At 71.0% G+C, this 25090-nt stretch carries 21 protein-coding genes; 10 read left to right on the top strand and 11 right to left on the bottom strand.

The window, feature by feature from the left end:
• The first annotated feature begins 170 nt into the window (after positions 1 to 170).
• Both AB0M70_RS00720 and AB0M70_RS00715 read left to right on the top strand, forming a co-directional pair.
• Positions 171 to 1040 (top strand): (2Fe-2S)-binding protein, encoded by an 870-nt coding sequence (locus AB0M70_RS00720; protein WP_365814869.1) that lies wholly within the window; start codon positions 171 to 173, stop codon positions 1038 to 1040.
• A gap of 51 nt (positions 1041 to 1091) precedes the next feature.
• Entirely contained in the window at positions 1092 to 2180 is a 1089-nt protein-coding gene (locus tag AB0M70_RS00715; protein ID WP_365814867.1) for a 2-oxoglutarate and iron-dependent oxygenase domain-containing protein, read from the top strand.
• Here the strand turns inward: AB0M70_RS00715 and AB0M70_RS00710 are convergent.
• Positions 2134 to 2868, bottom strand: a complete 735-nt coding sequence (locus AB0M70_RS00710) for a Clp protease N-terminal domain-containing protein (RefSeq protein ID WP_365814865.1) — start codon at positions 2866 to 2868, stop codon at positions 2134 to 2136. The genes AB0M70_RS00715 and AB0M70_RS00710 overlap by 47 nt on opposite strands.
• An 81-nt stretch (positions 2869 to 2949) precedes the next feature.
• Positions 2950 to 3597, bottom strand: a complete 648-nt coding sequence (locus AB0M70_RS00705) for an HD domain-containing protein (RefSeq protein ID WP_365814863.1) — start codon at positions 3595 to 3597, stop codon at positions 2950 to 2952.
• Positions 3598 to 3732: 135 nt separating this feature from the next.
• Between AB0M70_RS00705 and AB0M70_RS00700 the strand changes: the two genes are divergently transcribed.
• Positions 3733 to 4743, top strand: a complete 1011-nt coding sequence (locus tag AB0M70_RS00700; RefSeq protein ID WP_365814861.1) for a DJ-1/PfpI family protein — start codon at positions 3733 to 3735, stop codon at positions 4741 to 4743.
• An 18-nt stretch (positions 4744 to 4761) separates the two neighbouring features.
• Here the strand turns inward: AB0M70_RS00700 and AB0M70_RS00695 are convergent, their stop codons facing one another.
• The 5 genes from AB0M70_RS00695 to AB0M70_RS00675 all read right to left on the bottom strand — a co-directional run bounded on the left by AB0M70_RS00695 (position 4762) and on the right by AB0M70_RS00675 (position 9770).
• Positions 4762 to 5535, bottom strand: a complete 774-nt coding sequence (locus tag AB0M70_RS00695) for a helix-turn-helix transcriptional regulator (RefSeq protein WP_365814859.1) — start codon at positions 5533 to 5535, stop codon at positions 4762 to 4764.
• Between the two features lie 31 nt (positions 5536 to 5566).
• Entirely contained in the window at positions 5567 to 6463 is an 897-nt protein-coding gene (locus tag AB0M70_RS00690) for an aminoglycoside phosphotransferase family protein (RefSeq protein ID WP_365814857.1), read from the bottom strand.
• Positions 6456 to 7751 (bottom strand): MFS transporter, encoded by a 1296-nt coding sequence (locus tag AB0M70_RS00685; protein WP_365814855.1) that lies wholly within the window; start codon positions 7749 to 7751, stop codon positions 6456 to 6458. Before AB0M70_RS00685 ends, AB0M70_RS00690 begins: the two co-directional genes overlap by 8 nt.
• A 114-nt stretch (positions 7752 to 7865) precedes the next feature.
• The gene (locus tag AB0M70_RS00680; RefSeq protein WP_365814853.1) at positions 7866 to 8348 is read right to left on the bottom strand and encodes a GNAT family N-acetyltransferase; all 483 of its coding nucleotides are present in this window, start codon (positions 8346 to 8348) and stop codon (positions 7866 to 7868) included.
• A 72-nt stretch (positions 8349 to 8420) separates the two neighbouring features.
• Positions 8421 to 9770: a M64 family metallopeptidase gene (locus AB0M70_RS00675; RefSeq protein ID WP_365814851.1), complete on the bottom strand. Its 1350-nt coding sequence runs from the start codon at positions 9768 to 9770 to the stop codon at positions 8421 to 8423.
• A 240-nt stretch (positions 9771 to 10010) separates the two neighbouring features.
• Here AB0M70_RS00675 and AB0M70_RS00670 point away from each other — a divergent pair, with 240 nt between their 5' ends.
• The 3 genes from AB0M70_RS00670 to AB0M70_RS00660 all read left to right on the top strand — a co-directional run bounded on the left by AB0M70_RS00670 (position 10011) and on the right by AB0M70_RS00660 (position 12704).
• The gene (locus tag AB0M70_RS00670; protein ID WP_365814848.1) at positions 10011 to 11402 is read left to right on the top strand and encodes a helix-turn-helix transcriptional regulator; all 1392 of its coding nucleotides are present in this window, start codon (positions 10011 to 10013) and stop codon (positions 11400 to 11402) included.
• A 198-nt stretch (positions 11403 to 11600) separates the two neighbouring features.
• Positions 11601 to 12101: a hypothetical protein gene (locus AB0M70_RS00665; RefSeq protein WP_365814847.1), complete on the top strand. Its 501-nt coding sequence runs from the start codon at positions 11601 to 11603 to the stop codon at positions 12099 to 12101.
• Positions 12102 to 12317: 216 nt separating this feature from the next.
• A complete protein-coding gene (locus AB0M70_RS00660) occupies positions 12318 to 12704 on the top strand; it encodes a PPOX class F420-dependent oxidoreductase (protein ID WP_365816219.1) in 387 nt (128 codons plus the stop codon).
• A gap of 18 nt (positions 12705 to 12722) precedes the next feature.
• On the opposite strand, the gene AB0M70_RS00655 is transcribed toward AB0M70_RS00660, so the two are convergent.
• Together AB0M70_RS00655 and AB0M70_RS00650 are read right to left on the bottom strand one after the other, a co-directional pair.
• Positions 12723 to 13757, bottom strand: a complete 1035-nt coding sequence (locus AB0M70_RS00655; RefSeq protein ID WP_365814845.1) for a tetratricopeptide repeat protein — start codon at positions 13755 to 13757, stop codon at positions 12723 to 12725.
• A gap of 178 nt (positions 13758 to 13935) precedes the next feature.
• Positions 13936 to 15108, bottom strand: coding sequence for a hypothetical protein (locus AB0M70_RS00650; RefSeq protein WP_365814843.1), 1173 nt, complete (start codon positions 15106 to 15108; stop codon positions 13936 to 13938).
• A 323-nt stretch (positions 15109 to 15431) separates the two neighbouring features.
• Here AB0M70_RS00650 and AB0M70_RS00645 point away from each other — a divergent pair, with 323 nt between their 5' ends.
• Positions 15432 to 17660 carry an MMPL family transporter gene (locus AB0M70_RS00645; RefSeq protein ID WP_365814841.1) on the top strand — a complete coding sequence of 743 codons (2229 nt, stop codon included), beginning with the start codon at positions 15432 to 15434 and terminating at the stop codon, positions 17658 to 17660.
• A gap of 92 nt (positions 17661 to 17752) precedes the next feature.
• On the opposite strand, the gene AB0M70_RS00640 is transcribed toward AB0M70_RS00645, so the two are convergent.
• Together AB0M70_RS00640 and AB0M70_RS00635 are read right to left on the bottom strand one after the other, a co-directional pair.
• A complete protein-coding gene (locus tag AB0M70_RS00640; protein WP_365814839.1) occupies positions 17753 to 18763 on the bottom strand; it encodes a DUF3048 domain-containing protein in 1011 nt (336 codons plus the stop codon).
• Positions 18764 to 18948: 185 nt separating this feature from the next.
• Positions 18949 to 20094, bottom strand: a complete 1146-nt coding sequence (locus AB0M70_RS00635) for a S1 family peptidase (RefSeq protein WP_365814837.1) — start codon at positions 20092 to 20094, stop codon at positions 18949 to 18951.
• A gap of 239 nt (positions 20095 to 20333) precedes the next feature.
• On the opposite strand from AB0M70_RS00635, the gene AB0M70_RS00630 reads away from it, so the two are divergent.
• From AB0M70_RS00630 to AB0M70_RS00620, 3 genes are all read left to right on the top strand, one after another.
• Positions 20334 to 22598 (top strand): excinuclease ABC subunit UvrA, encoded by a 2265-nt coding sequence (locus AB0M70_RS00630; RefSeq protein ID WP_365814835.1) that lies wholly within the window; start codon positions 20334 to 20336, stop codon positions 22596 to 22598.
• Between the two features lie 61 nt (positions 22599 to 22659).
• The gene (locus tag AB0M70_RS00625) at positions 22660 to 24621 is read left to right on the top strand and encodes a M13-type metalloendopeptidase (RefSeq protein ID WP_365814833.1); all 1962 of its coding nucleotides are present in this window, start codon (positions 22660 to 22662) and stop codon (positions 24619 to 24621) included.
• 278 nt (positions 24622 to 24899) lie between these two features.
• Positions 24900 to 25061, top strand: a complete 162-nt coding sequence (locus AB0M70_RS00620; RefSeq protein WP_365814831.1) for a putative leader peptide — start codon at positions 24900 to 24902, stop codon at positions 25059 to 25061.
• Positions 25062 to 25090 lie beyond the last annotated feature (29 nt).

Below are 25090 nucleotides of genomic sequence, written 5' to 3'. Positions count from 1 at the left end.
ACCTAACGATGTCAATTCGCCGTGAGAGATGGGCCACTCGCGACGGCCAGGTCCGCGGCGCGCCGTTCACGATGCGGCAAGTTGAAGCAAAATAAGGTAAGCCTTACCTAGTTCACGGTAGCGGGACCGCCGTCGGACGACCGATGGACCTGCCCTTCCAAGGAGTACGCGTGCCGCTCACCGTGGCCCCGGACCTGGCGCCCGACGCCACCGCCCTGAGCCCCGCCGCCCTGCTCGCCGCGACCTACCGGCGGCTCACCGCGCACTGCGAGACGCTCGCCGTCGCGGTGGCGCGACCCGACTCGTTCGCGGGCCAAGGATGGGTGACCGGCGCCGAACTGACGTCACATCACGGCGCGATGGAAGCCTTCGTCGCGGCGGAGGCCGCACGCATCCGCCGCGACCACGACCACACCCCGCGCCCGGACGTCGCCGCGTCCCGCGCCCTGCACGGCTACCTCTGGTCGGTGTCCCTGCTGATGAGCGGTGCCTGGTACCTGGAGCGGCGCGTGCCGCGCATCCGCCCGCAGGACGTACGCGTCCACCTGGAAACCGGTGCCTTCGAGATCGTCCCCGGCTCCTTCGCCTGCTTCCCGGACGATCCTGCGGCCGGGCTCCCCGGGACACGCGTCCTCGCCGACGAGGAGTCGCTCCGCGTCGAACTGCGCGCCGCTGTCGTCGCCCACATGCAACCGCTGCTCTCCGCCATCGGGCCCCGACTGCGGCGCGGGCAGCGGGCGTTGTGGGGCATGGCGGGGGACGATCTCATCTCCGGGATCTGGTACCTGGGGCGCGTGCTCGGCCAGGAGGACGAGGCGCTGCGGGCGGTGGACGCGCTGCTCCCCGGGCCGGTCGAGCCCTTCCCGGGTGGCGCGGCCTTCCGCCATCTGACGGCCCGTGACGGGGAGCGGTACCCGACCCGTACGAGGCTCGGCTGCTGCCTCTACTACACGATCCGTGCCGCCGAGGCGTGCGGCACCTGCCCGCGCGTCTGCGACGCGGAACGTCTGCGGAGGCTGGAGTCGGAAGCCGGTGGGTGAAACCGTGATAGGCAAGCGGGCGTAGCCCCTCGCTCGCGCCAGGAGACGCCCATGACCTTCCAGGTCCCCGTCATCGACATCACGCCGTACGTCGAAGGCGGCGCGGCATCCGAACGAGCGCGGGTGGCACGGGAGTTGGACGACGCCTGCGCCCGCGTCGGGTTCATGCAGATCCTCGGGCACGGCATTCCCGACGAGACGGTGGACGGCCTGACCGCCGCCGTCGACGGCTTCTTCGGCCTGCCCCTGGAAGTGCGGAAGAGCTACCGCGTCACCGGTGCGAACCGCGGCTACAGCCCGCCCAAGAGTGAATCCCTCAGCCTGAGCCTGGGCGTGGAGTCGGCCGGACGCATGAACGACTTCTTCGAGGCGTTCAACATCGGCACCGAAGCCCGCTCGTTCCTCGGACTCGACCTGTCCGAGGACGACTACGGACTCAACGTCTGGCCAACGCAGGTCGACGGCTTCGAACCGGCCGTACTGCGTTACTTCGCCGAGGCCGGCCGCGTGGCCCGCACCTTGACCCGGATCTTCGCGGACGCCCTGGGGGAGCCGGCGGACTTCTTCGAGTCGCTGACCGACCACTCCATCGACGTCCTGCGCATGAACAACTACGCCCTGCCCGAAGGTGCCGTCACCCTCGACGGCGATCTGACGGGGATGGGTGAGCACACTGACTTCGGCCTGGTCACCGTGTTGTGGGCGGACCAGGTCGCCGGGTTGCAGGTGCTCGGCGCCGACGGGGCCTGGCACGACGTGTCCCCCGTCGACGGCGCGCTCCTGGTCAACCTCGGCGATCTCACCGCCCGGCTCACCAACGACCGCTGGATGTCCACCCTGCACCGGGTCAAGCCGCCGATCGTGGACGGCGGCATCGTCCGGCGCAGGTCGGCCGCCTATTTCCACGACGGCAACGTCGACGCGGTCATCTCCACGCTGCCGAGCCACCTCGCCGACTCCGACGCGTGCGCCTACGAACCGATCCTCGTGCGCGACCACATCAAGGCGAAGCTCGCCGGATCCCGGCAGGGCAAGGCGAACGCGGCGGCCGTCCGGGAGGCGGCGCGGGTGCGCGCGGCCGGGTCCGGTCCGGTCACGCCTGGTCGAGCGAGGCCCGGATCGCCGCCAGAGCCTCGGTGATGTGCGCCTCGGCGGCAGCCTTGTCGATGCCGAGCCCGGAGAGGGGGCCCGTGCCGCCCTCGGCCTCCAGGAGCGAGAGCAGGATGTGCTCGGTCCCGATGTAGTTGTGCCCGAGCCGCAGGGCCTCGCGGTAGGTGAGCTCGAGGACCTTCTTCGCTCCGGCGTCGTACGGGATGAGGTCGGGCACCTCGCCGACCGCCGGCGGCAGCGTCTCGGCGACGCTCTCGCGGATCGTCTCGAGCGAACTCCCCTGCGCGACGAGCGCCTTCGCGGCGAGGGCGTCCGGTTCGGTCAGGAGGGCGAGCGCCACGTGTCCGGGGCCGATCTCGTCGTTCCCCGCGGCGCGGGCCTCCTCCTGGGAGGCCATGACCACGTTCTTGGCCCTGTCGGTGAACCGGCTGAAGCCCTGCCGGGGGTCGAGGTCCGACATCTCCCCGGGGTCCTTGGCCACGAAGCGCTTCTGGGCCGCCTGCCGGGTGACCCCCATGCTCTTGCCGATGTCCGTCCATGAGGCGCCCGAACGGCGCGCCTGGTCCACGAAGTGGCCGATCAGATGGTCGGCGATGTCGCCCAGGTGATCGGCGGCGATCACGGCGTCGGAGAGCTGGTCGAGAGCGGCCTCGGGGTGGGCCTTCTTGATGGCCTGGATCAGGTCGTCGAGGCGGATGGGCTGGGTGGGCTGCGTCATGTGTCAACGGTAGGTTGACAGCGAGAAGGGTGTCAACCCTGGGTTGACGCCCTTCGTTTCCTGCTCCCACACTCTCCTCGTCTACTCCGTCCAGGGGGAGTTCCGGATGACCTCGACGAAGTCACCGCGGGTGTAGCCGGGCACGAAGTGCGCGAGGACATCGGCCTTCACGTTCCCGAAGGTGGTCTCCGGCTTGGGGGCGATGCCCTCGGTGAACGCCTCCAGGATCCGCCGCTTGAAGTCGGGGCGCGGATGCAGCGCCGTGATCTCGGCGCGCTCGGCGGCGGTGAGATCGTCGTAGCCGATGCCCAGGACGTCGTACTCCACCCCGGCGGTGACCAGGGCGACCTCCGGCTCCATGAACTCGGGGATGCCCGGGGTGGTGTGCAGGGCGATGGCGGTCCACACCCGGCGCACGCTGTCCTCCGGTACGCCGTGACCGTGCAGGAAGCGGCGGGCTTCCTCGGCGCTGTCCACCTCGAAGCGTCGCCCGCTGTCCCGGAACCGCTCGCCCAGGCCAAGGTCGTGGAACATGGCGCCGATATAGAGCAGTTCGGGATCGAAGCTCAGTCCCCTACGCGCGCCCTGCAGGCTGCCGAACCAGAAGACGCGGCGGGAGTGGTGGTAGATCATCTCGCTCGCCGTGTCCCGCACCAGTTCGGTGGCGGCGGCAGCCAGCTTGGTGTCCGGCAGGGATACTCCGGCGGCGGAAGAGGCGTGAGCGGTCATGGTGTGGCTCCTGTGTCGGGTCATCGAGGGGGTCGGCTCCTGGGACCAGCCTGCTCGTCGTACGTGTTCCACGGCCATGTCCCTGTGGACACGTACCCCACACATCTGGACACGCCCTCCCGCTACCGTGTCCCTGTGAACGGTCAACCGGGTGGGCCGCGCCCCCACCACGTCTGCGTCCTCGCGTTCGACGGCGTGCGTCTCCTCGACGTCGCGGCGCCCTTGGAGGTCTTCGCCACCGCGAGCCGTTACACCGGCGGCCGCTACACCGTGCGGGTCTGCACGCCCGACGGGCTGGACGTCAGGACCTCCACCGGGTTGCGGATCGCGGCGGACCGGCCGGCGGCCGATGCGGGCGTCGCGGACACCCTCGTCGTACCGGGTCACGCCGAGCTCGTCACCTTTACCGAACGGCCTGACCTCGTCGAGCTCGTGGCCCGGCTGGCCAGCGGGGCAGGGCGGGTGGCCGCCGTGTGCACCGGCGCCTTCGCGCTCGCCGCCGCGGGGCTCCTGCGCGGCCGCAGGGCGACGACGCACTGGGAGCACGCGGCGAAGCTGGCCCGCCTCTACCCCGACATCACCGTCACGGCGGATGCCATCCACGTCCAGGACGGGCCGGTGCTCACCTCGGCCGGGGTCACCGCGGGCATCGACGTCTGCCTGGCTCTCGTGGAGCAGGACCACGGCCCCGACATCGCGCGGCGGGTCGCCCGTGACCTGGTCGTCTTCCTCCAGCGGCCCGGCGGTCAGTCCCAGTTCTCCGCGGCCTCGCGCGCCCCGGCGACCAGCCATCCGGTGCTGCGCCCCCTCCTCGACGCCATCGCCGCCGACCCGGCGGCCGACCACCGCCTCGCGACCCTGGCCGGGCGGGCCGCCGTGAGCTCCCGGCATCTGACCCGGCTCTTCACGCGACAGCTCGGCACCACCCCTGCCGCGTACGTGGAGTCCCTCAGGCTGGAGGCCGCCCGCATGCTCCTGGAACGCGGCGCAAGCGTCACCGAGGCGGCCGAGCGCAGCGGCCTCGGCAGCGACGAGACACTGCGCAGGGCCTTCGCCCGGCACCTGGGGACGACACCGTCGGCCTACGCCGCGCGTTTCCGTACGACACGGGTCGAGGTGAATCCAGCGGTCCGTGCCCAGCACTAGGACCTGGCCGAGGTGGCGTCAGGTGTGCGCCCGCCAGGCGCCGGGCGTGTGGCCGAAGGCTCGGCGGAAGACGTCGATGAAGGCGCTGCTCGATGCCCAGCCGCAGCGGTGCGCGACCACGGTGACCGGGGTGTCGTCGGCCAGCAGGCACAGGGCGTGGTGCAGGCGCAGTTGGGTGCGCCACTGGGGAAAGCTCATGCCCAGTTCGGCACGGCAGAGCCTGGTGAGGGTGCGGTCGCTGACGCCGGTCGCGGCGCCGAGCTGGGTCAGGGTCCGCGGATCGGCCGGGTCGGCGCGGAGGATGGCGCACACCGCGACCAGGCGCGGATCGCGGGCCGCCGGCACGTGGACGGGCTGCTGGGTCGAGTGGCGGAGCTGGTCGAGCAGGACGGCCCGCAGGCGCCGGCGCTCGGCACTGCGGCCGTCGCGAGGCTCGGGCACGTCGGAGGGCTCGGGCTTCCGGGTGTACTCGATGATCAACTCGCGGAGCAGCGGGGCGACTTCGAGGACGGCGGGCCGGTCGAGGCGCAGCGGGTTGTCCGCCACCGGCAGGCCCACCAGGTGCAGGTCCGTGTCACCGTACGCGCGATGCTCGTGGACGGTTCCCGCGGGGATCCAGAGGGCGCGCGTGGCGGGGGCGACCCAACTGCCCGCGTCGGTGGTGACGGACAGGACGCCGTGGCCCGCGTACACGATCTGGTGCTCGTCGTGCCGGTGCGCGTCGACCTCCGCGCCCGCTCGGAGGGGGAGGAGGCCGGTGGTCGCACGCGGTGTGTGGCGGATGTTCGACACAAGGGGAGATTTTACCGGGGGCGGGACGGAGTCAGGAGTCCGCCAGGACGCGGTCGAGCGTTGCCCGGCCCGCCACACCCCAGGTCCGCTTCCCGCCGGGAAGCCCCCGCTCCCCGGCGCGACCGATGTGGATGAGGCCGACGGCGCGGAGCAGTGCCCAGCCCCGGGCGCGCCTGACGGTCGCCTCGTCCGCTCGGGCATAGGCGTCGAAGAACCGTTGCGCCGCGCCCGCGGGAAGGAGCAGCCATGCCGCGGAGAGGTCGGTCGCGGGGTCTCCCGCGCAGAGTTCGCCGAAGTCGAGCACGCCGGAGAGTGTGCCGTCGGAGCCGACGACGTTCGCGGGATGCAGGTCGCCGTGCAGCCAGACCGGCGGGCCCGCGCCTTCCGGGGCCGAGACGGAGTCCTCCCACAAGTCCCGTACGCGGGTGGGCACTTCGCTGAAGGTGGCGAGTGCCTTGAGGGTTTCGTCGAACCCGGACGCGTAGTGGTGGAGGGGAAGGCCGCGCGTCGGGTTGACGGGTGCGTCCGCGGGCGCCTCCACGTGGAGCGCCCGCAGAAACCGGGCCAGCGTTTCGGCCGCGTGGTCACCGCGGCTGAGAGGCGTGCGGTCGGCCGGTTCGCCGTGGACCCAGGCCGTGACGGTCCACGGCTTCGGGAAGCGCGTGGACGGTTCGCTGATCCGCAGGGGTGTCGGCACCGGCAGGGGCAGGCGTGCGGCCAGGCCGGGAAGCCAATGGTGCTCCTTGCGGAGGAGGTCCGGGGCGCGTTCCGTGCACGGGATGCGTACGGCCAAGTCAGCGCCGAGGCGCCACAGTTGGTTGTCCCAACCGCGTACCGCCCCGTGGAGGCCGAGGCCGGCGAGGTCCGGGTGCTGCTCATGGAGCAGCGAACGGACCAAGGACTCATCGATCTCTGCGAGGTCACCCATGTGCGGAGTACCCATCCCTCGGCGTGCTGGTGGTCGGCCGACGAATATACGCCGCACCGCTTCCGTGCCCTTCTCGCACGCGCGCGGCCCTCGAGCGCTCCGCCCACCGCACGGCGGGCCCCGTCGCGAGGCTCGCCCCGACGAAGACCCCGCCGAGGATGAACCAGCCCGGCATGCCCCACACCACGAGGAGCGAGGTGAGCAGGAGCGGGCCCAGGGTGCGGGCGACGGGAACTCCGGAGCCGAAGAAGCCCTGATACTGGCCCACTTGATGGGCGGGCGCCAGGTCGAAGCTGATCTGCCAGGAGCCGGCGGACTGCTGCATCTCGGCGATGACCTGAAGCACCGCCCCCGCCACCAGGACCGCCACCGTCGCCCACACCGGAAGCCCCGCCGCCGAGAAGGCGAAGACCGCGCACGAGGCGAGCATGACGAGGCCGGAGCGTCGTACCGCGCGGGTGGCCGAGCGCGGGCCGTCGACGTCACGGGCCATGCGGACCTGGAACGCCATCACCGCGAGGGTGTTGAGGACGAAGAGCGCCGAGACGAGCCAGCTCGGCGCGTTCGTGCGCTCCACCACCCACAGCGGGATCGCCAGGCTCAGCAGCGGCATCCGCAGCAGCAGGACCGCGTTGAGCGCGGTGATGACGGCGTACGGCCGGTCGCGGAGGACCGCGAGGCGCGGCTCGCCCTTCCCGCGCCCCACGGACGGCGGCACCGCGGGCAGCCGCAGCAGCACCAGCGCGCAGAGCAGAAAGCTGACCGAGTCCAGTGCGAAGACCGCCAGATACGCCTCGCGCGTGTCGTGGTGCAGGGCGATGCCGCCGAGGGCCGCCCCGACGGCGAGACCGGCGTTGAGCGTCGACTGGAGGTGGGCCAGGACGCCCGTACGGGCCCCCGGCGTGACCAGACCCGCGAGCAGCGCCTGCCGTGCCGCGGCGAGCCCGCACTGGGCGACCGCGTACAGGCAGGCCGCGACGAGGAACAGGGCGAAGGAGCGGATGAACAGGAAGGACGCCACCGACGCGCCGGTGGCCAGGGCGAGCAGCACCGCCGTACCGCGCGGCCCCCTGCGGTCGGCGAGCGCGCCCAGCGGGACTCCCGTCACCGAACCGATGGCCCACGCGACCGTGAGCGCGAGCCCGATCTGGGTGGGGGAGAGGCCGACGACGCGGGTGAAGTAGAGGGCGGAGGTCACGTAGTAGGCGCCGTCGCCGAGCGAGTTGCACAGCTGGGCGGCGGCGAGCACGCGCGGCGCTCCCGCGGGCGGCAGGATCTGGATCGGCACAACGCTCCCGGAGCAGGCGGCCGTCGGGCCGGTTCCTTCGCTGACGGGAGGAGGCTAGCCAGCCGAATGGTCCGGGCCGTGGACCATTCGGGGGCCTTGGGCGTGGGCCACTTCTCAGCCCGGCCGCCGCACCATGAAGACGTCCACGGGGTCTTCGTCCTCCACGCCGAAGCCATGGCGCTCGTAGAGACGCCGGGCCGCGCTGCCCCGCAGGACGTTCAGGCGGACGACGTCGCCTTCGGTGTCGGTCCGGTCGAGCAGCCGGCGGAGTACGGCCGATCCCAGGCCCCGGCCCTGGCGGGCGGGGTGGAGGTAGAAGTGTTCGAGCCACTGGCAGTCGTCGGCCGGTCGCAGGGCGACGCAGCCCGCGAAAGCGCCGTCGACGAGGACCACCGAAGTGTCCCGAGGGGCAAAGGCGTCCCGGAATCTCTGGCGCACCCGATGCTCGTCGAACCGGCCGAGCCGCTCCAGGTCCGGTCGCATCACCCTCGCGCGCAGCTCGGCGATGGTCTCGACGTCGGTGGGCTCAGCGGCTCGCAGCGTCCACTCCGGGGCGGGGGCCGCCGCGTCCCGCGACCGTTCGGGGTGCGTGGTCATGACCGGAAGTATTCCTGGGCACCGCCTGACGGCAGGGGTGGGGTCCTGCCGTCAGGCGGCGGTCGGGGTCCGTCAGCGGATGACCTGCCAGCTGAGCGAACGGGTCATCAGCTTGCGCAGCTCCGGGGCGCGCACCGCCTTGTTCGGGTCGGCGGCGCGTGCCGTGACGGTGTGCGCGCGGCCGTCGGCCGGTACGCCGAGCGCCTTGAGGGTCACGCTGCCCGCGCCCCGTGCCTTTCGTGCCTCGCGGCCGTCGACGTACCAGCGCAGCGTGGCGTGGGAGGACGCCGTGACGCGGATCCGCTCGGTGCCGCGCACCTTGCGGTCGGTGGGGGTGGCGGAGGTGAGCACGGGTGCGTGCTGGTGGAAGCCCGCGATCATCGCCTCGCGTCCGGGCAGGTTGAACTCGCGGCCCAGGGTGCGCATGATCGAGTCCTCGGTGGGGCGGTTGAGGCCGTGCCCGTGGTAGCCGCCGCCCTCGTACGCGCCGACCGTGCCCCCGTCAGGTGATGCCTGGCCGAGCCAGCGATGCCACTTCACCTTCTGCGCGGCCATCTCGTCGGCGCTGAGCTTGGTGAGGTTGGACTCGCCGGGCTCGGGGCCGGTGTAGGTGCTCTCGTCGTACCAGTACTCGTCGGCGAGCTTGCCGAAGGAGTGGCCGGTCTCGTGGACGGCGACCTGGTCCGAGTCGGGGTGGTCGGAGGACGCGGTGCCGATGCCGTCGTACCCGGACGGCGAGGTGATGTCGTTGTAGCCGGCGCCGCCGTACTTGGTGGAGTTGCTGAGCACGATGACGAGATCGGGGTCGGCGGCCTTGCTCGCGTACGCCTCGACCTTGTTGGTGTCGACGCACAGCAGCCGCTCCGTGCCGTCACAGAAGAAGGCCGAGTTCAGGGCGGTGTTCTTGCGGACATCGCTCGTCGGGTCGCCCGAGACGCCGGAGTCCTGCGAGTGCGCGTCGACGGCCCAGACGTTGAACAGGTCCTTGTACTGGGCGTACGGCTGGACGGCGGACATCTCCTTCCACTTGGTGCGCACGTCGGCGTGGAAGTCCTCCTGCTGGGCGGCGGTGTAGCCGTCGCCGATGAAGACGACGTCGACCTTGGTGGCGCTCGCACCGGCCTCCACGATCGGCAGGACATCGCCGTCGTCCTGGACCGTGGCCCGCTCCTTCCTGGTCAGCGGGGCGGAGGCCGGGACGTCGGTGTGGCGGGGGTGGCTGTCGGGGCCGGTGAAGTACTCGACCTCGACGCGGTCGGTGTTCCGGGCGGCCGGCGCGCTGCCGTCCTCGCCGTGGCCTTGGCCCATGGCGACGGGCGCGGTGACGGCGAGCGTCGCGGCCAGAGCGACACCGGTGGCGACAGCGAGCCGCTTGCGGGGCAGGCGGGGTATGCCGGATATACGGGAAGCGTGTCTACGCATGGACGATCTCCCGGGATCAGCGCGGACCGGATCGCCGCAGCACGGCAAGTCCGCGATATAAGTGGGGGGTTAAGGGAGCTTAAGGCGGGGTTCAATGTAGGGGCTGAGGGGAAGCCAGGCAATGCCTGGGACGCAAGGTGGCTGCGTGAGCGCAGAGTTGAAGACATGCACCACCACGTCCGCGTGCCGCAGACCTGGATGAACCTCGCTCGGACGCGGGGCCGGACCGGAGGGGAAAACATGGCAGGGAGCGGATCAGGAGGCGTACGACCGGACGAGCCCGCGGAGATCGGGCGCCGCGTCCTGCGGCTGCGTACGGAACTCGGTCTCACCCAGCGCCAGTTGGCCGAACCCGCGTACACGCCCGCCTACGTCTCCACGCTGGAGTCGGGCAAGGTGCGGCCCTCCGAAGCGGCCCTTCGGCACTTGGCGCAGAGGCTCGGCGTCACACCCGGGGAGCTCGCGACGGGACGCCCGGCCCGCCTCGCCGCCGAACTGCGCCTGCGCCTCACCGACGCGCGCCGTGCCCTGGCCACCGGCTCCCCCGAGGACGCCGCACCCCTCTTCCGCGAGCTGTGCGCCGAAGCCGTCGAGCACGCCCTGCCGGAGGAGCGGGCAGCCGCACTCCTCGGCCTCGGAGAGTGCCTCCTGGAATCCGGCGACCTCGACGACGCCCACGCATGCTTCACCTCCGTGGAGCGCCTGCTCGCCGACGAGCCGCTGCCGCGTCGCGTCCCCGCCATCCGCGGCCGCGCCAACGCCCATCGCCTCACGGGCGAACTCCGTTACGCCTGCCACCTGTTGGAGACCGCACTCGACCAGCTCAACGCCTCGGGACTGCACGACCCCGACGCGCTGCTCCTGCTCTACTCGGCGTCCATCGCCCCGTACATGGACATGGGCGCACACGAGCGCGCCGCGCACGCCGCCGAACTGGCCCTGGCCCTCGCGCCGCGCGTGGAGGACCCCGCGCTGCTCGCGGGCATGCACCGCGGGGTGGCCCGTACGCTCATCGCCCAGGGCCGTGTCGCCGAGGCCGACGCGTCCCTCGCCAAGGCCCAGGACCTCTACCAGCAGCTCCACCTCCGCACCGAACTCGCCCACTGCCACTGGATGCGCGGCTATGTGCACGCCCAGGACGGCGACCTGGAAGGTGCCGAGCACGAACTGCGCACCGCCCACGACATGCTCACCGCCAAGCGGGCCGCGCTCTACGCCCACCAGGTCGAGGTGGAACTCGCGGACGTGCTGCGCAGGCGCGGCAGGACCGAGGAGGCCGAGGCGCTGCTGCGGCCGCTCCTTGCCGCCGGTCCGCGGGCCACGGAGATCCCGGCTCTACGGGCAGGCCGCGGCGCGGTGCACAAGGGCGCCGCGCACCGGCTGCTCGGGCTCATCGCGGAGGAGTGCGGTGACACGGAGGGCGCCGAGGAGCACTACCGCGCCGCCCTGCCGCTGCTCGAACGGGCGGGCGCGGCCGGGGACGTGGCCGGCCTGTGCTGCCTGCTCGGCGATCTGCTCCGGCGCACGGGACGCACGGAAGCCGCCATGGACGCCTACCGCACCGGCCTCGCCCGACGGACCACTCCGGGCACGACGACGCTGGGGCCCGCGCCCGCGCCGCCGCCGATGTGAGGGGCCGTCGGCGGACCGTCGAGTGATTGTCCGGCTTTTGTCACGGTGCTGTGCGAGCGGACAACCTGATGTCCACTCATGTCCGTCCGCCTGCTAAAAATACGGGCGGCACAGGGACGCGGACCGCCTTGTGCGCATCCATCGCACCATTCTGACAGTTGGCCCGAGAGGGCCGCAGGGGGAAAGGCACCAGCCTTGATGAACCACGCACGCACGACCGCCGCAGTCCTGGCCACGGCGGGGGCTCTCACGGCCGCTCAGCTCGGCCTGGCCGGATCGGCTTCAGCGGCGGACGCACCGAAGGCGCCGAAGGCGTCGACCGCCTCGGCGACGAGCGCCGGCTGCCCGATCGACATCGTCTACACGTCCCGGTTCTACATCGGCGCGGGTGGCTGGGTGAAGGGCGACGGCCTGTACTTCGGCCTCAAGAACAAGAGCACCAAGAGTTTCAAGAAGGTCACCTTCACCGTCAGCAACGTCAAGAACGTCCGCTTCGGTTCGGCGAAGGCGAAGGGCGGCAAGATCACGCACAAGACCTCGAAGACCATCTCCGTCTACGACAAGAGCCTGGCGGGCAAGGCCAGCCTCGGGGTCAGGGTCAAGACGCGCCTGCTGAACACCAGGTCGTACAAGGTGAAGTTCAAGGTCCACGGCACCGGCTGGAACTGCGCCGTCAACCAGGGAACTTGGGGCGCCTGAGCACCACGCACCAAGCACCACGCGCCCGCGGGACCCGGTCGCTCCGGGGCCCGCGGGCGCACCCGTCTCCGCCGGTCGCGCATCCTCTTCTCCGAGGGCCCCGGCAGGCTCGTCCCGACGGGTATGCCCCGCACACGCCAGGCGAACGTGATCGCGAGTAGCATCCGCACCATCGGCGGTTCGTACGTGGGGCAACAGAAGCTCGGGGGCGGTCAAGTGGGCGAGGCAGCGCAGGCAGGGCTCGGCGCGGGGAAGTACCTCCTGGTCACCAGCTACCGCAAGAACGGCACCCCGGTGCCGAGCCCCGTCTGGGTGGTCCAGGACGGGGCCGCACTCGGTGTCTGGACGGCCGCGGACTCCTGGAAGGTCAAGCGGATCCGCAACCGCGCGGACGTCCTGATCGGCCCCTGTGACCTGCGGGGCAACCCCACCGGCAAGCAGGTCCCCGCCACCGCCGAGATCTGCGACCCGCAGGAGACCGCGCGCTACCGCACCCTCATCGCGCGCAAGTACGGCCTGATCGGCCGCCTCACGCTGCTCGGCAGCAGGATCCGGCGCGGCACGAAGGGGACGGTCGGCATCCGGATCACCCGGGCGGAGTGACACCCCGGTACGCGGGCGTCAGGTCATGCTCGGCTCCGCCTGTGCGGCCATCTCGGCGCGGAACTCGACCGCCGCCTCCCGCGCCTGCCGCAGCCCGATCCGCGCGAAGTCGGCCTCCAGCGCGGTGAGTTCGGCCAGCGTCTCGCCGCGGTCGTGGCCGAGCCTGGCCCGCGACTTGACCAGACCCAGCCGGGACAGGGCCGCGCCACGCGGCTCACGCATGACGTCGAACTCCTCCAGGGCGATGGCGTACATCTGCCGTGCCGCGGCATAACGCCCGTCCCGGTACAGGACGTTGCCGCGCATCTTGTGGTTGTAGGCGAGCGCGCTCGCCAGATCCATGGCCCGGCAGATGACCTCCGCCTCGGAGAGCAGCGCGAGCGCCTTCTCGGCCTCGCCCCGCAGCGAGAGGACGTCGGCGACCCCGCGCAGCGACCAGGCGCGCCCCCGCGCGTCCTGGGCGTCGGCCGAGATCCTGACGCACTCCTCGAACAGCTCGAGCGCCTCGGTGTAGTCGCCGGTGTTGCGCCGCATCTGGGCGATGCCGGACATCGCCCACACCATGTGCCGCGCCTCGCCGTGCTTCCTGCCCTGTTCCAGAAGCTGCTCGTGCAGGGCTGCCACCGCCGCGTAGTCCCCCTGGATGCGGCCCGTCTCGGCGAGCCCGGCGAGCGCGTAACCGTGCGCGAGCCGCTCCCCGCTGTCGGAGGCCAGCGCGACACCCCAGGCCAGAAGCCGTCGCGCGAGCCGCAGTTGGCCGCACTGGCGGGCGAGCGTGCCGCCGCTCCACAGCGCCCAGGCCATGGCGCCCGCGTCCCCCGCGACGCGTGCGCTGCGGTAGCTCTGGCGCCAGGCGGAGCCCGCGTCGTCCACCTGGCCGAGGCGCCGGTTGGCCTCGGCCAGGGCGAGTGCGGCGCGCGCCCTCTCCAGTGCGGTGTCCGCCCGGGAGAGGGCGCGGTCCGCCGCCGTCAGCACCTCCTCGTAGGAGGAGTTCACCCCGAGTGCCGCGCCCAGCTCGCCCTGATACTCGGGCGCGAATGCCTTGCCGTGCATAGATCCATGACCTCTCGATCAACTCCGTACGTCGGTCTCCGTACGTTGATCAAGAAGCTACGAGCGCGGCGGGGTGCGGCGAATCCCTCCGCGTATGGGTCATTCCGTACGACTCCAGGGCTACGCGAGAGGCCATGGTCATCATCGGGATGTACGGGGAGGGCGGGGTCCGCGGACGTCAGCCGGACACCTGCGCTGTGTCGGTCGTCCCGTCGGTGCCTGCCGTGGCGTCTGTGCCGGCCGTGTCGTCGAAGACGGGCATGTCGTCGAAGACGGCGACGGCCTCGGAGGCGGCGGCGAGCGTGGCGGAACCGGCGGCGGCCGAGCCCGCCGTCGCCGTCTGCAGCGCCGTGATGCACGCGGCGATCGACTTCTGCAGCTCCTCCAGGCGCAGCAGCATGTCGTCCTCGTAGATGTCCTCGACCTCGGCGTCGTCGAAGGTCAGCTCCTCGAAGACCTTCGTCGCCTTCTGCAGGCTGCTGTAGAACTTCGCGCGGCGCTCCTGCACCCGCAGCTGCGGGTCGCTCTGGACGGTCTGGGCGACCAGGTCCTTCACGGTGTCGTACGCCTCACGCGCCCACTCGCCGGAGTCCTCGCCGTCGTCGAGCTCGTCGATGAGGGACAGGTGCCGCTCGGCCTCCTCCTTCAGCTCGGCGGGCGCGTCGATCAGCTGGCCCGCCGGCGTCTTGACCTGCCCCTTGTCGACGATCTGGCGGACGTAGTCGACGCGGTCGCCCGCCTTGGCCTCGGCCGCGACGGCCTTCTTGAGGTCGTCGGCCCGCACGATGTCGCGGACGAGCTCGGTGCGCAGCGCCGGGTCCTCCTCGAGCCGGTCCATCAACGCGCGCCGCGCCGCCTCGGCGGTGCCGGGGTCGGCGAGGATCGCGGCCCGCAGCGCGGTGGGGTTCTCGGCGACCTCCAGGGCCTTGGTGGGGCGGATGCCCTCGGCCTCGGCGGCCTCCGTGATCGCCGTGCCGCGCGGGGAGAGGGCGCTGGAGCGGGAGGCGTAGTACGTCAACCAGACGTCGGAGTCCGGAAGTTCGATGTCCTCGCCGGGCGTGAGCGCCTCGAAGAGGGGTACGAGGCCGTCGTCAGCTGCCTTGTCCCAGGCCTTGTAGTAGCGCATGACGCGCTCGGCGGAGCAGCCGGCAAGTTCGCTGAACTCCTTCGCCGAGACCTTCGGCGTCTCGTCGGCTCCCTGTCCGCCGGGGCGCACACTGCGCGCCACCTTCAGGGCGAAGGCCCAGCCGCCGGTCCGTGCGTAGGCACCGAACTCGCGGGCGTCCCGGGCCACCGGCTCGGACACTTCCGACGGCGTGGCTGCTTCAGACGGCGCGATGGCAAGAGTCACGGAGGTTCTCCTGGATGGTGATGACAAGTATCTGAGAGCTGACTCGACACCTTATCGCCTCTATTGAGGTGGTATGAGGGCGAGTTGTTCTTGGGTGAACAGGTGTCCCACGGTACGGAGGCGAATCCTCCGGTGACCTGCGACTTGATGTGGGTCCTACACATCCTGATCACATCTCCTCCCCGAGGATGACCCAGCGTGCACGGCACTACAGCGCCCGTGGGCCGACAGTCCGACTCTGAGTCTGACTTCCGGGCCACCAGGGGACAGGACCATGGAAGGGAACCTGCTGACCTGCCGAAACCGACGGGAGCCCCTTCGCCGTGGCTACGTTCCTCTACAAACTGGGCCGCCTCGCCTTCCGGCGACGCCGCTATGTGGCACTGATGTGGGTGGTGCTGCTGGCCGGCGTCGGCTTCGCCTCGGCCACCGCACCCGCACCGCCCGAAGACTCCTTCTCCATGCCGGGGACGGAGTCCCAGAAGGCCTTCGACCTCCTCGACGAGAAGTTCCCGGCGGCCAGCGCCGAGGGCGCCACCGCCCGCGTCGTCATCCGCGCCCCCGAGGGCGAGAAGCTGACCGAGTCGGGCCCCAAGGCCGACGTCGAGAAGCTGGTCAAGACACTGGGCGCCGGGCCGCAGGTCAGCGAGGTCGCCGACCCCTTCAAGGCCAACGCCGTCAGCAAGGACGGCACCACCGCGTACGCGTCCGTCACGTACAAGGTGGCCGCCCCCGAGCTGACCGACAAGGCGCGTGACGCGCTCACCAAGGCCACCGACGACACCCGCAAGACGGGCTACACCGTCGAGACCGGCGGCGACGCCGTCATGGCGGAGCAGGAGATGGGCGGCACCGCCGAACTCATCGGCATCGCGGTCTCCGCCGTCGTCCTGATCATCACCTTCGGCTCGATGGTCGCCGCGGGCATGCCGCTCCTGACCGCCATCATCGGCGTGGGCATCGGCGTCTCCGGCATCGCGGCCCTCGGCAGCGTCCTCGACCTCTCCGGCACGACCTCGACGCTCGCGATGATGATCGGCCTCGCCGTCGGCATCGACTACGCGCTCTTCATCGTCTCCCGCTACCGGGCCGAGATCGCCGACGGCCGTGAGCCAGAGGAGGCCGCGGGCCGCGCCACCGGGACCGCCGGTTCGGCCGTGGTGTTCGCCGGACTCACCGTCATCGTCGCCCTCTCCGGACTCGCGATCGTCAACATCCCGATCCTCACCAAGATGGGTCTGGCCGCGGCCGGCACGGTCGCGATAGCCGTCCTCATCGCGCTCACCATGATCCCCGCGCTGCTCGGCTTCGCGGGCAAGAAGGTGCTGCGCCGCAAGGACCGCAAGAAGCCCGCGAGCGAACTGCGGGACGCGAACGCCAAGCCGAAGCTCGGCACGCGCTGGGCACGCTTCGTGCTGCGCCGCCCGATCCCGGTGCTGCTGCTCGCCGTGGTGGGCCTCGGTGTGGTCGCCGTACCCGCCACCAGCCTGGAGCTCGGCCTGCCCGACGAGGGCACGTCGGCGCCGGACACCACGCAGCGCAAGGCGTACGACATGCTGTCCGAGTCCTTCGGCGCCGGCTTCAACGGCCCGCTGATGGTCACGGTCGACACGGACAAGGACAAGGGCGCCGCCGCTGCGGCCGGCACCGTCGGCAAGGAGATCGCCAAGATCGACGGCGTCGCCGCCGTCACGCCGGCGAACGGCAACAAGCCCGACGACACCGCGATCTTCAACGTCGTGCCGGAGACCGGTCCGAGCGACCACAAGACCGAGGGCGTCGTCAAGGAGATCCGCTCGACGGTCGACGGTCTGGGCGACAAGACGGGCTCCGAGGTCCTGGTCACCGGCGCGACCGCCATGACCATCGACTTCTCGCAGACCCTGGACGACGCGCTCCTGCCCTACCTGGGACTCGTCGTCGGCCTGGCCTTCCTGCTCCTGATGCTGGTCTTCCGCTCGGTCCTGGTGCCGCTCAAGGCAGCGCTCGGCTTCCTGCTCTCGGTGGCCGCCGCGCTCGGCGCCGTCGTCGCGGTCTTCCAGTGGGGCTGGCTCGCGGACATCGTCGGCGTGGACCAGCCGGGCCCGATCATGAGCATGATGCCGATCTTCATGATCGGTGTGGTCTTCGGACTCGCCATGGACTACGAGGTGTTCCTCGTGACGCGCATGCGTGAGGCGTACGTCCACGGGGCGCGCCCCGGCGAGGCCGTCGTCACCGGCTTCACGCACGGCGGACGCGTCGTCGCCGCCGCGGCGGTCATCATGATCAGCGTCTTCTCCGGCTTCATCATGGAGAACGACGACATGATCAAGATGATGGGCTTCGGCCTGGCCATCGCCGTCCTCTTCGACGCCTTCGTCGTCCGCATGGCGATCGTCCCGGCCGTGCTCGCCCTCCTGGGCAACAAGGCGTGGTGGCTGCCGAAGTGGCTCGACCGCGCGCTGCCGAACGTCGACGTGGAGGGCGAGAAGCTGCACAAGCAGCTCGGCGACTTCCCCACGGCGCGCCAGGACGACCAGGACCGGGAGCTGGAGTCCGTACGCGGCTGAGCACCTGACGCTCCGCCAGGAGCATCCCGCCGGCCCGGTGACCGATCACGGTCACCGGGCCGGCGCCTGTGCGGGGGCCAGGCCGGTGGGGCTCAGCGGTCCGCGAAGACCATCCAGACCTGCCCGCGGGCGAAGGGCATCCGCTGTCCGTTGGAGAGCGTGAAGGTCGTGCCGCCCTCGGGGCTCGTCCGCTTCCACTGGGTGTGGTACGCCTTGCCGTCGCGCAGGACGGTCGCCCTGCCGCTGCCGACCGTCTTGATGTAAGGCGTCGCCGCGCCGTTGACGTCCTTGTAGCGCGAGGGGGGCATGCTCACGCGCTGGATGACGATGGTCCGCGCGCCCAGCTGCGCCCCCGAGGTGCTGCGGGCCGGGACCCCGTCGAAGGACGCGAGCCAGCGGCGCTCACCGGGCGACCAGCTGAAGGTGTGGCTGGCCGAGGCGTAGCGGACGGTGCGTGCCGCGGTGCGGGAGCCGCCGGCCGGGGCAGGCCCGAAGCGGAAGCCGATGTCGGCGGCGTGGTCGGCCTTCGGTGCCGAGCGCAGCACGGCCTCGGGGCGGACGAAGAGGTTGTGCGGGGCCGGCCGGTTGCCGTCGCGGAAGTAGGCGCCGGGCAGGCGGCCGTGCGAGCGGGCGTACAGGGGCGACTGCTTGAGCATCTTGTTGAGCGAACTGCGCACCCCCGAGTAGGCGAGGGCCGGGCGGCCGAACTGCCGCAGCAGTTCGACGTCGGACTCCCGGGCGCTGCGCACCGGACCGACGGCCTGGGGGAGGCGGCTGGAGTACACCCCCATCAGCCGGCTCATGCCGCCCTCGACCTTCTCCACGTAGACGATGTCCGCCTGCGCGAGGCCGGTGTGCGGCCTGGCCATGCGCGCGTTGTCGAACTTCACCGCGAGCACCGGGCCCTGCTGTGCCCGCATCCCGGTGAAGGGCGACCTGCCCTGCTCCGGGGCCCCCGCGTCCGCCGGTGCGCTCTCCTGCGCGGTGCCCATGGTGAGCGCGCCCACGGCCACCGTGGCCAGGAGCCTCGTGCCGACGCGGGTGCGGCGGCGGGCCCCGCTCCCTGATCCGGCCCGATCCAAACGAGAGGCCCTTGCTGTCATCGCGCTTCTCCGTCCGTCCCCGAACGCGCGGTTCCGGGACCAGTTCGTTCCTGGCAGTGGCAGCCGCAGTCCTTCCTCCGGGGTGCGCGCGGTGAACCCGGTTAGGGCCATCCAGCCGCCAGGACTCACCGCAGCGGCGTACGCGCCGGACCCTCCCGCGGGCCCGGCGCGGTCCGCCGCCGCCGTCAGGCGGTGTGCAGGGTCAGGCCGTAGCGCCCGAGGATCTCGTTGACGGGCTGGTGCCAGGTCTCACCGCCGCCGCTGCAGTTGCCCCAGCCGCCCGAGGTGACGCCCTGGGCCTGGTCGCCGCTGATGAACGAGCCGCCGGAGTCGCCGGGTTCGGCGCAGACGCTCGTCTTGGTCATCTGGTGGACGGCGCCCTGGCTGTAGTTGACGGTCTCGTTCTTGGCGAGGACGGTGCCGCAGTGCCAGTGCGTGGTGGAGCCGGAGCGACAGATCGACGCCCCCACGGGCGCCTCCGCCGAGCCGCGGACCAGCTGGTCGGAGACGGTGCCCCAGCCGAGCACCACCGGGACGGTCCACCAGCCGTTGCCCACGCTCACGTACGCGTAGTCGTTGCCGGGGAACGAGGAGCCCTGGAAGTTGCCGATGTTCGAGCCGTCCCAGCCGCGCACACCGGCTCCCGCCTGCCCGCAGTGGCCCGCGGTGACGAACCCACCGTGCACCGAGAAGCCGATGGAACAGCGGACGTTGCCGGTGTAGTAGGGGTCACCGCCGACGGTGCCCGCGGCGAACGTGGTCGGTGCCGAGCCGACCGTCTCGACCTGGACGGGACCGGCCTTGCGGGCCCGGTCGACGAACCGCCGGACATCGTTGTCGTTCTTCTGAGCAGCGACGACGTTCACCACGACCTTGTTGCTGCGCGGCGCCACGTGCCAGCTGCTGACGCCCTTGGGCGCGTCCAGTGCGTCGATGCGCTCCTTGGCGGCGTCCAGTTCCTTGGCGCTGTGGCGGACCACGCGGACGGTGGCGCCGGTCTCGCGCAGGGCGTCGGTCTTGCCCGCGCTGGTGGTGGCGACCGTGAGCTTGGCGGTGTCCGCGTCGTACCAGGAGCCCGCGTAGGTGGAGCCGGCCGCGCGCTGCGCCGCGCGGTCGACGCGGGTCGCGGTCTTCTCGGCGGCGAGGCGTTCGCGCGCCTGGCCCGCGGTGAGTCCGAAGTCGTCCTGGAGGGCGCTGAGCATGCCCGCGGAGGCGGGGGGAGGGGTGGGGGCGGGTGCGGCGCCCGCGGTGGAGGTGAGCGAGGCGCTTGCCCAGGTGCCGACCAGGAGCAGGGAGGAGACGGCGATGCGGGCTCCGGTTCTGCGTCTCATGGCAGTGCCCTTTCTGTCGTTCCGTCGAGGTGGGGAGGAACAGGGTGATGAGAGCGCTCTCACGATGAGTTCAGGCGGAGCATAAGAGCGGCGCGGCGGTCATGTCCATACCAACTGAGCGCTGGAGCAAGGCATTTGGGGCCGGAAATCGACGTCGGAGAACTACTGGGTACGGTGTACGCGCACGACTGGGTACGGTGTACGCTTTTCCTTCCGCCCGTTCAGGCCAAGGAGCAGCAGTGACGGTCATCCCCGCCGACAGCCACCACGTGATTCAGGTGCGAGGCGCCCGCGAGAACAATCTGCGGAACGTTTCCCTCGACATCCCCAAGCGGCGGCTCACCGTCTTCACCGGAGTCTCGGGCTCCGGAAAGTCCTCGCTCGTCTTCGGCACCGTCGCCGCGGAGTCGCAGCGGCTGATCAACGAGACGTACACCGCGTTCGTCCAGTCGTTCATGCCGAGCCAGAGCCGCCCCGACGTGGACAGCCTGCGCAACCTCAGCGCCGCGATCGTCGTGGACCAGGAGCGGATGGGCGCCAACTCACGCTCCACGGTGGGCACCGCCACCGACGCGTACACCATGCTCAGGATCATCTTCAGCCGCCTCGGCGAGCCGCACATCGGGACGGCGGGCGCCTTCAGCTTCAATCTGCCCGAAGGCATGTGCCCCGAGTGCGAGGGCACCGGTGAGGCCTCCACCGTCGACGTGGACCAGCTCGTGAACCGCGATCTCTCGCTGAACGAGGGCGCGATCACCGTCCCCTACTACGCGGTGGACTCCTGGAGCTGGCAGATCATGGTCAACTCCGGCTTCCACGACCCCGACAAGAAGCTCAGGGACTTCACCGAGCAGGAGTGGGCCGACCTCCTGCACAAGCCCCCGGTCAAGGTGAAGGTCGGCTCGAACGGCTTCACGTACGAGGGCCTGGTGGCCAAGATGCAGCGGACCTGGCTCGCCAAGGACCGCGACTCCCTCCAGCCCCACATCAAGGCCTTCGTCGACCGGGCCGTGGTCTTCGCCCGGTGCCGGCTCTGCGACGGCACGAGGCTGACCGCGGACGCCTTGTCGTCCAGGATCGACGGCCTGAACATCGCCGACTGCTCGGCCATGCAGATCAGCGACCTGGCCGCGTTCGTACGGGGCCTCGCCGACCCCGCGGTCGCGCCGCTGATCACGGGCCTGCGCGAGCTGCTCGAATCACTGGTGGAGATCGGACTCGGCTATCTCAGCCTGGACCGCACGTCGGGCTCGCTCTCCGGCGGCGAGGCGCAGCGCGTGAAGATGGTCCGCCATCTCGGCTCCAGCATCACCGACGTCACGTACGTCTTCGACGAGCCGACCATCGGCCTGCACCCGCACGACATCCGGCGCATGAACGACCTGCTGCTGCGGCTGCGCGACAAGGGCAACACGGTGCTCGTGGTGGAGCACAAGCCCGAGGTCATCGCCATCGCCGACCACGTGGTGGACCTCGGCCCCGGTGCCGGTACGGCGGGCGGCGAGATCTGCTTCACCGGCGACGTGGCCGGGCTGCGCGCCTCCGGCACGCTCACCGGACGGCACCTGGAGCACCGGGCCCGGCTGCGCGAGCAGGTGCGGGTGCCCAAGGGGCAGCTCTCCATCAAGGGCGCCGACCGGCACAACCTCAAGGACGTCGAGGTCGACATCCCGCTCGGGGTGCTCACCGTGGTCACCGGCGTCGCCGGGTCCGGCAAGAGCTCGCTGATCCACGGCTACCTCTCCGGGCAGGAGGGCGTGGTGGTGGCCGACCAGTCGCCGATACGCGGCTCGCGCCGCTCCAACCCGGCGACCTACACCGGTCTGCTCGGCCCGATCCGCACCGCGTTCGCCAAGGCCAACGGCGTCAAGGCGGCCCTGTTCAGCGCGAACTCCGAGGGCGCCTGCCCGAAGTGCAACGGCATCGGTCTGATCTACACCGACCTCGCGATGATGGCCGGGGTGGCGTCCGTCTGCGAGACGTGCGAGGGGGAGCGGTTCACGGCCGAGGTCCTCACCTACCGGCTGCGCGGCAAGAACATCAGCGAGGTCCTCGGCATGTCGGTCGCCGAGGCGCACGACTTCTTCCCCTCGGGCCAGGCCCACACCATCCTCGGCCGCCTCCGCGATGTCGGGCTCGGCTACCTGCGGCTCGGCCAGCCGCTCAACACCCTCTCCGGCGGCGAGCGCCAGCGCCTCAAGCTCGCCATCCACATGGCCGAGAAGTCATCGACGTACGTCCTGGACGAGCCGACGACCGGGCTGCACCTGGCCGACGTGGACAAGCTGCTCGCGCTGCTCGACCGGCTCGTCGACGACGGCAACTCGGTGGTCGTCATCGAGCACCACCAGGCGGTGATGGCGCACGCGGACTGGATCATCGACCTGGGCCCCGGCGGCGGTCACGACGGCGGTCAGGTGGTGTTCACCGGCACGCCCGCGACCCTCGTGTCCGAGGGGGAGACCGTGACGGCGCGGCACCTGCGGGAGTACGTCGCGGGATGAGGTCAGGCCGGCGGTGACCGGCCGATCGTGCTCGGGGCCCGTGTCCGCGTAGGGTGCGTGAATGAGCATGCTGGATGACGCCCACGCGGGCATGAACCCCGAGATCCGGCCGCAGGACGACCTGTTCGGCCACGTCAACGGTCACTGGCTGGAGAACGAGCCGATCCCCGAAGATCGCTCCAGCTGGGGCCCCTTTGTGCAGTTGGTCGACACGGCCGAGGAACAAGTAAAGGTGATCATCCAGGAGCTCGCGTCGGCCGCGACGGCCGGCGCCGTCCCGGATGACGCGCGCAAGATCGCCACGCTGTACGCCTCCTTCATGGACGAGGAGACGATCGCCGTCCGCGGGCTCACCCCGGCGCAGCCCCTGATCGACGAGGTCACGGGGCTGCGGGACACCCGGGAGCTCGCGGCGTTCCTCGGCCGCTTCGAGCGGATCGGCGGCTCCGGTCTCTTCGGCTCCTACATCGACTCGGACGACCGCGACTCCGACCGCTACCTCTTCAACATCGTTCAGGGCGGCCTCGGCCTGCCCGACGAGTCGTACTACCGCGAAGAGAAGTTCGCCGAGATCCGCGAGAAGTACGTCGCCTACCTCACCGAGCTGCTCACCCTTGGACAGCACGCCGCGCCCGCGGAGGCCGCGCAGGCGGTCCTCGCCCTGGAGACCCGGCTCGCCGGCGGTCACTGGGAGCGGGCCGAGACGCGTGATGTGCAGAAGACCTACAACCTCCTCACCCTGCACGAACTGATCACCCTGGCGCCGCACTTCGACTGGCGCGGTTACGTCGCGGGGCTCGGTGGCTCTGAAGCGACCATCGCCGAGACGTGCGTCCGTCAGCCGTCCTACCTCCGTCACCTGTCCGCGGTCCTCGACGAGGTGCCGATCGAGCAGTGGCGCGACTGGGCGCTGGTCCGGGTCCTTCGCTCCTGCGCGCCCTACCTCACGGACGCCTTCGTCCGGAACAACTTCGAGTTCTACGGCCGCACCCTCAACGGCACCCCGGAGCTGCGCGCCCGGTGGAAGCGGGCCGTCGGCTTCGTCGAGGGCTGCATCGGCGAGGCGGTCGGCAAGGAGTACGTGGCGCGGCACTTCCCGCCGAGCTCCAAGGCGATGATGGACGACCTCGTCGCCAACCTCCTCGAGGCCTACCGCCAGTCGATCGCCCGGCTCGACTGGATGACGGACGAGACGAAGGAGCGCGCCTACGAGAAGCTCGCCACCTTCCGTCCCAAGATCGGCTACCCCGACACCTTCCGCGACTACTCGGCCCTCCAGGTGTCCGCGGACGACCTGCTCGGCAACGCGCAGGCGGCGGACGCCTTCGAGTCCGACCGGCAGCTCGCGAAGATCGGCGCGCCGGTCGACCGCGACGAGTGGTTCATGCTGCCGCAGACCGTCAACGCCTACTACAACCCGGGCACCAACGAGATCTGCTTCCCCGCGGGCATCCTGCAGAAGCCGTTCTTCTCGCCCGACGCCGATCCCGCCGAGAACTACGGTGGCATCGGCTCGGTCATCGGCCACGAGATCGGCCACGGCTTCGACGACCAGGGCGCGCAGTACGACGGCGCGGGCAACCTCAACGACTGGTGGACCGCGGCCGACAAGACCGCGTTCGAGGCGAAGTCGAAGGCGCTGGTCAAGCAGTACGACGCGTTCTCACCCCGCAACCTCCCCGGCGAGTTCGTCAACGGCTCGCTGACGGTGGGCGAGAACATCGGCGACCTGGGCGGCCTGACCATCGGGCACACGGCGTACAAGATCGCGCTCAACGGCGACCCGATGCCCACGAAGGACGGCCTGACCGGCTCCCAGCGGCTCTTCATGAACTGGGCCTACTGCTGGCGCACCAAGCGCCGCAAGGAGCAGGAGCAGCAGTACCTCACCATCGACCCGCACTCGCCGCCGGAGTTCCGGGCCAACATCGTCCGTAACCTCGACGAGTTCCACGAGGCGTTCGGGACGAGCGAAGGCGACGGTCTCTGGCTGGACCAGGCGGACCGCGTCAGGATCTGGTGATCTTTGGGACGGCCGCGGCAGCTTGGCCGTGGCGCTCTGGCCGCGGCCGTCCCGATCCGTCGGACGTATCGGCGCGGGGCCGGAACAGATGGAGCGGCCCGGCGGTTGTGCCTGTCGAAGGCGGACGCCGAAGGGTGCGGCGTGTGCGGTGATGTCAGCCCGGTCATGATCAAGGGGCATTGCGCACGGCTGCGGCCTCACGTAGCGTCCGAGCAGGTTCCAGCGCGAGACCGGCGAGGCCACGGGCTCGCCGAGCCGGAAGGGCGGAGGTGACGGTCGTGGCACTGCTGCTGCCTGTGCCCCTGCTGCCGCCCGTGTCGCCGCTGCCGTCCGGGCCCGGTCCGCGCGTCCTGGTGATCGCCCCGAGCCGCCAAGTGCATCTGTACTCCCGGCACCACATCGACCTGCAGCGTGTCGCCGGCGCGCTCTGTCGTTCCTGACCCGTCACCCGCCGCCGCGCACCCTCGGA

This window comes from Streptomyces sp. NPDC051214 (assembly GCF_040682375.1).
Taxonomy (GTDB): domain Bacteria; phylum Actinomycetota; class Actinomycetes; order Streptomycetales; family Streptomycetaceae; genus Streptomyces.
Note: the sequence above shows the minus strand (reverse complement) of the source record. Positions and strands in the feature narration are given on the sequence as shown.

What these genes read in the sequence shown, in the direction of transcription:
- AB0M70_RS00715 (WP_365814867.1), top strand. Translation starts at nt 1,092, where the DNA reads ATGACCTTCCAGGTCCCCGTCATCGACATCACGCCGTACGTCGAAGGC.
- AB0M70_RS00710 (WP_365814865.1), bottom strand. Translation starts at nt 2,868, where the DNA reads ATGACGCAGCCCACCCAGCCCATCCGCCTCGACGACCTGATCCAGGCC.
- AB0M70_RS00705 (WP_365814863.1), bottom strand. Translation starts at nt 3,597, where the DNA reads ATGACCGCTCACGCCTCTTCCGCCGCCGGAGTATCCCTGCCGGACACC.
- AB0M70_RS00690 (WP_365814857.1), bottom strand. Translation starts at nt 6,463, where the DNA reads ATGGGTGACCTCGCAGAGATCGATGAGTCCTTGGTCCGTTCGCTGCTC.
- AB0M70_RS00680 (WP_365814853.1), bottom strand. Translation starts at nt 8,348, where the DNA reads ATGACCACGCACCCCGAACGGTCGCGGGACGCGGCGGCCCCCGCCCCG.
- AB0M70_RS00675 (WP_365814851.1), bottom strand. Translation starts at nt 9,770, where the DNA reads ATGCGTAGACACGCTTCCCGTATATCCGGCATACCCCGCCTGCCCCGC.
- AB0M70_RS00670 (WP_365814848.1), top strand. Translation starts at nt 10,011, where the DNA reads ATGGCAGGGAGCGGATCAGGAGGCGTACGACCGGACGAGCCCGCGGAG.
- AB0M70_RS00665 (WP_365814847.1), top strand. Translation starts at nt 11,601, where the DNA reads ATGAACCACGCACGCACGACCGCCGCAGTCCTGGCCACGGCGGGGGCT.
- AB0M70_RS00655 (WP_365814845.1), bottom strand. Translation starts at nt 13,757, where the DNA reads ATGCACGGCAAGGCATTCGCGCCCGAGTATCAGGGCGAGCTGGGCGCG.
- AB0M70_RS00640 (WP_365814839.1), bottom strand. Translation starts at nt 18,763, where the DNA reads ATGACAGCAAGGGCCTCTCGTTTGGATCGGGCCGGATCAGGGAGCGGG.
- AB0M70_RS00635 (WP_365814837.1), bottom strand. Translation starts at nt 20,094, where the DNA reads ATGAGACGCAGAACCGGAGCCCGCATCGCCGTCTCCTCCCTGCTCCTG.
- AB0M70_RS00625 (WP_365814833.1), top strand. Translation starts at nt 22,660, where the DNA reads ATGAGCATGCTGGATGACGCCCACGCGGGCATGAACCCCGAGATCCGG.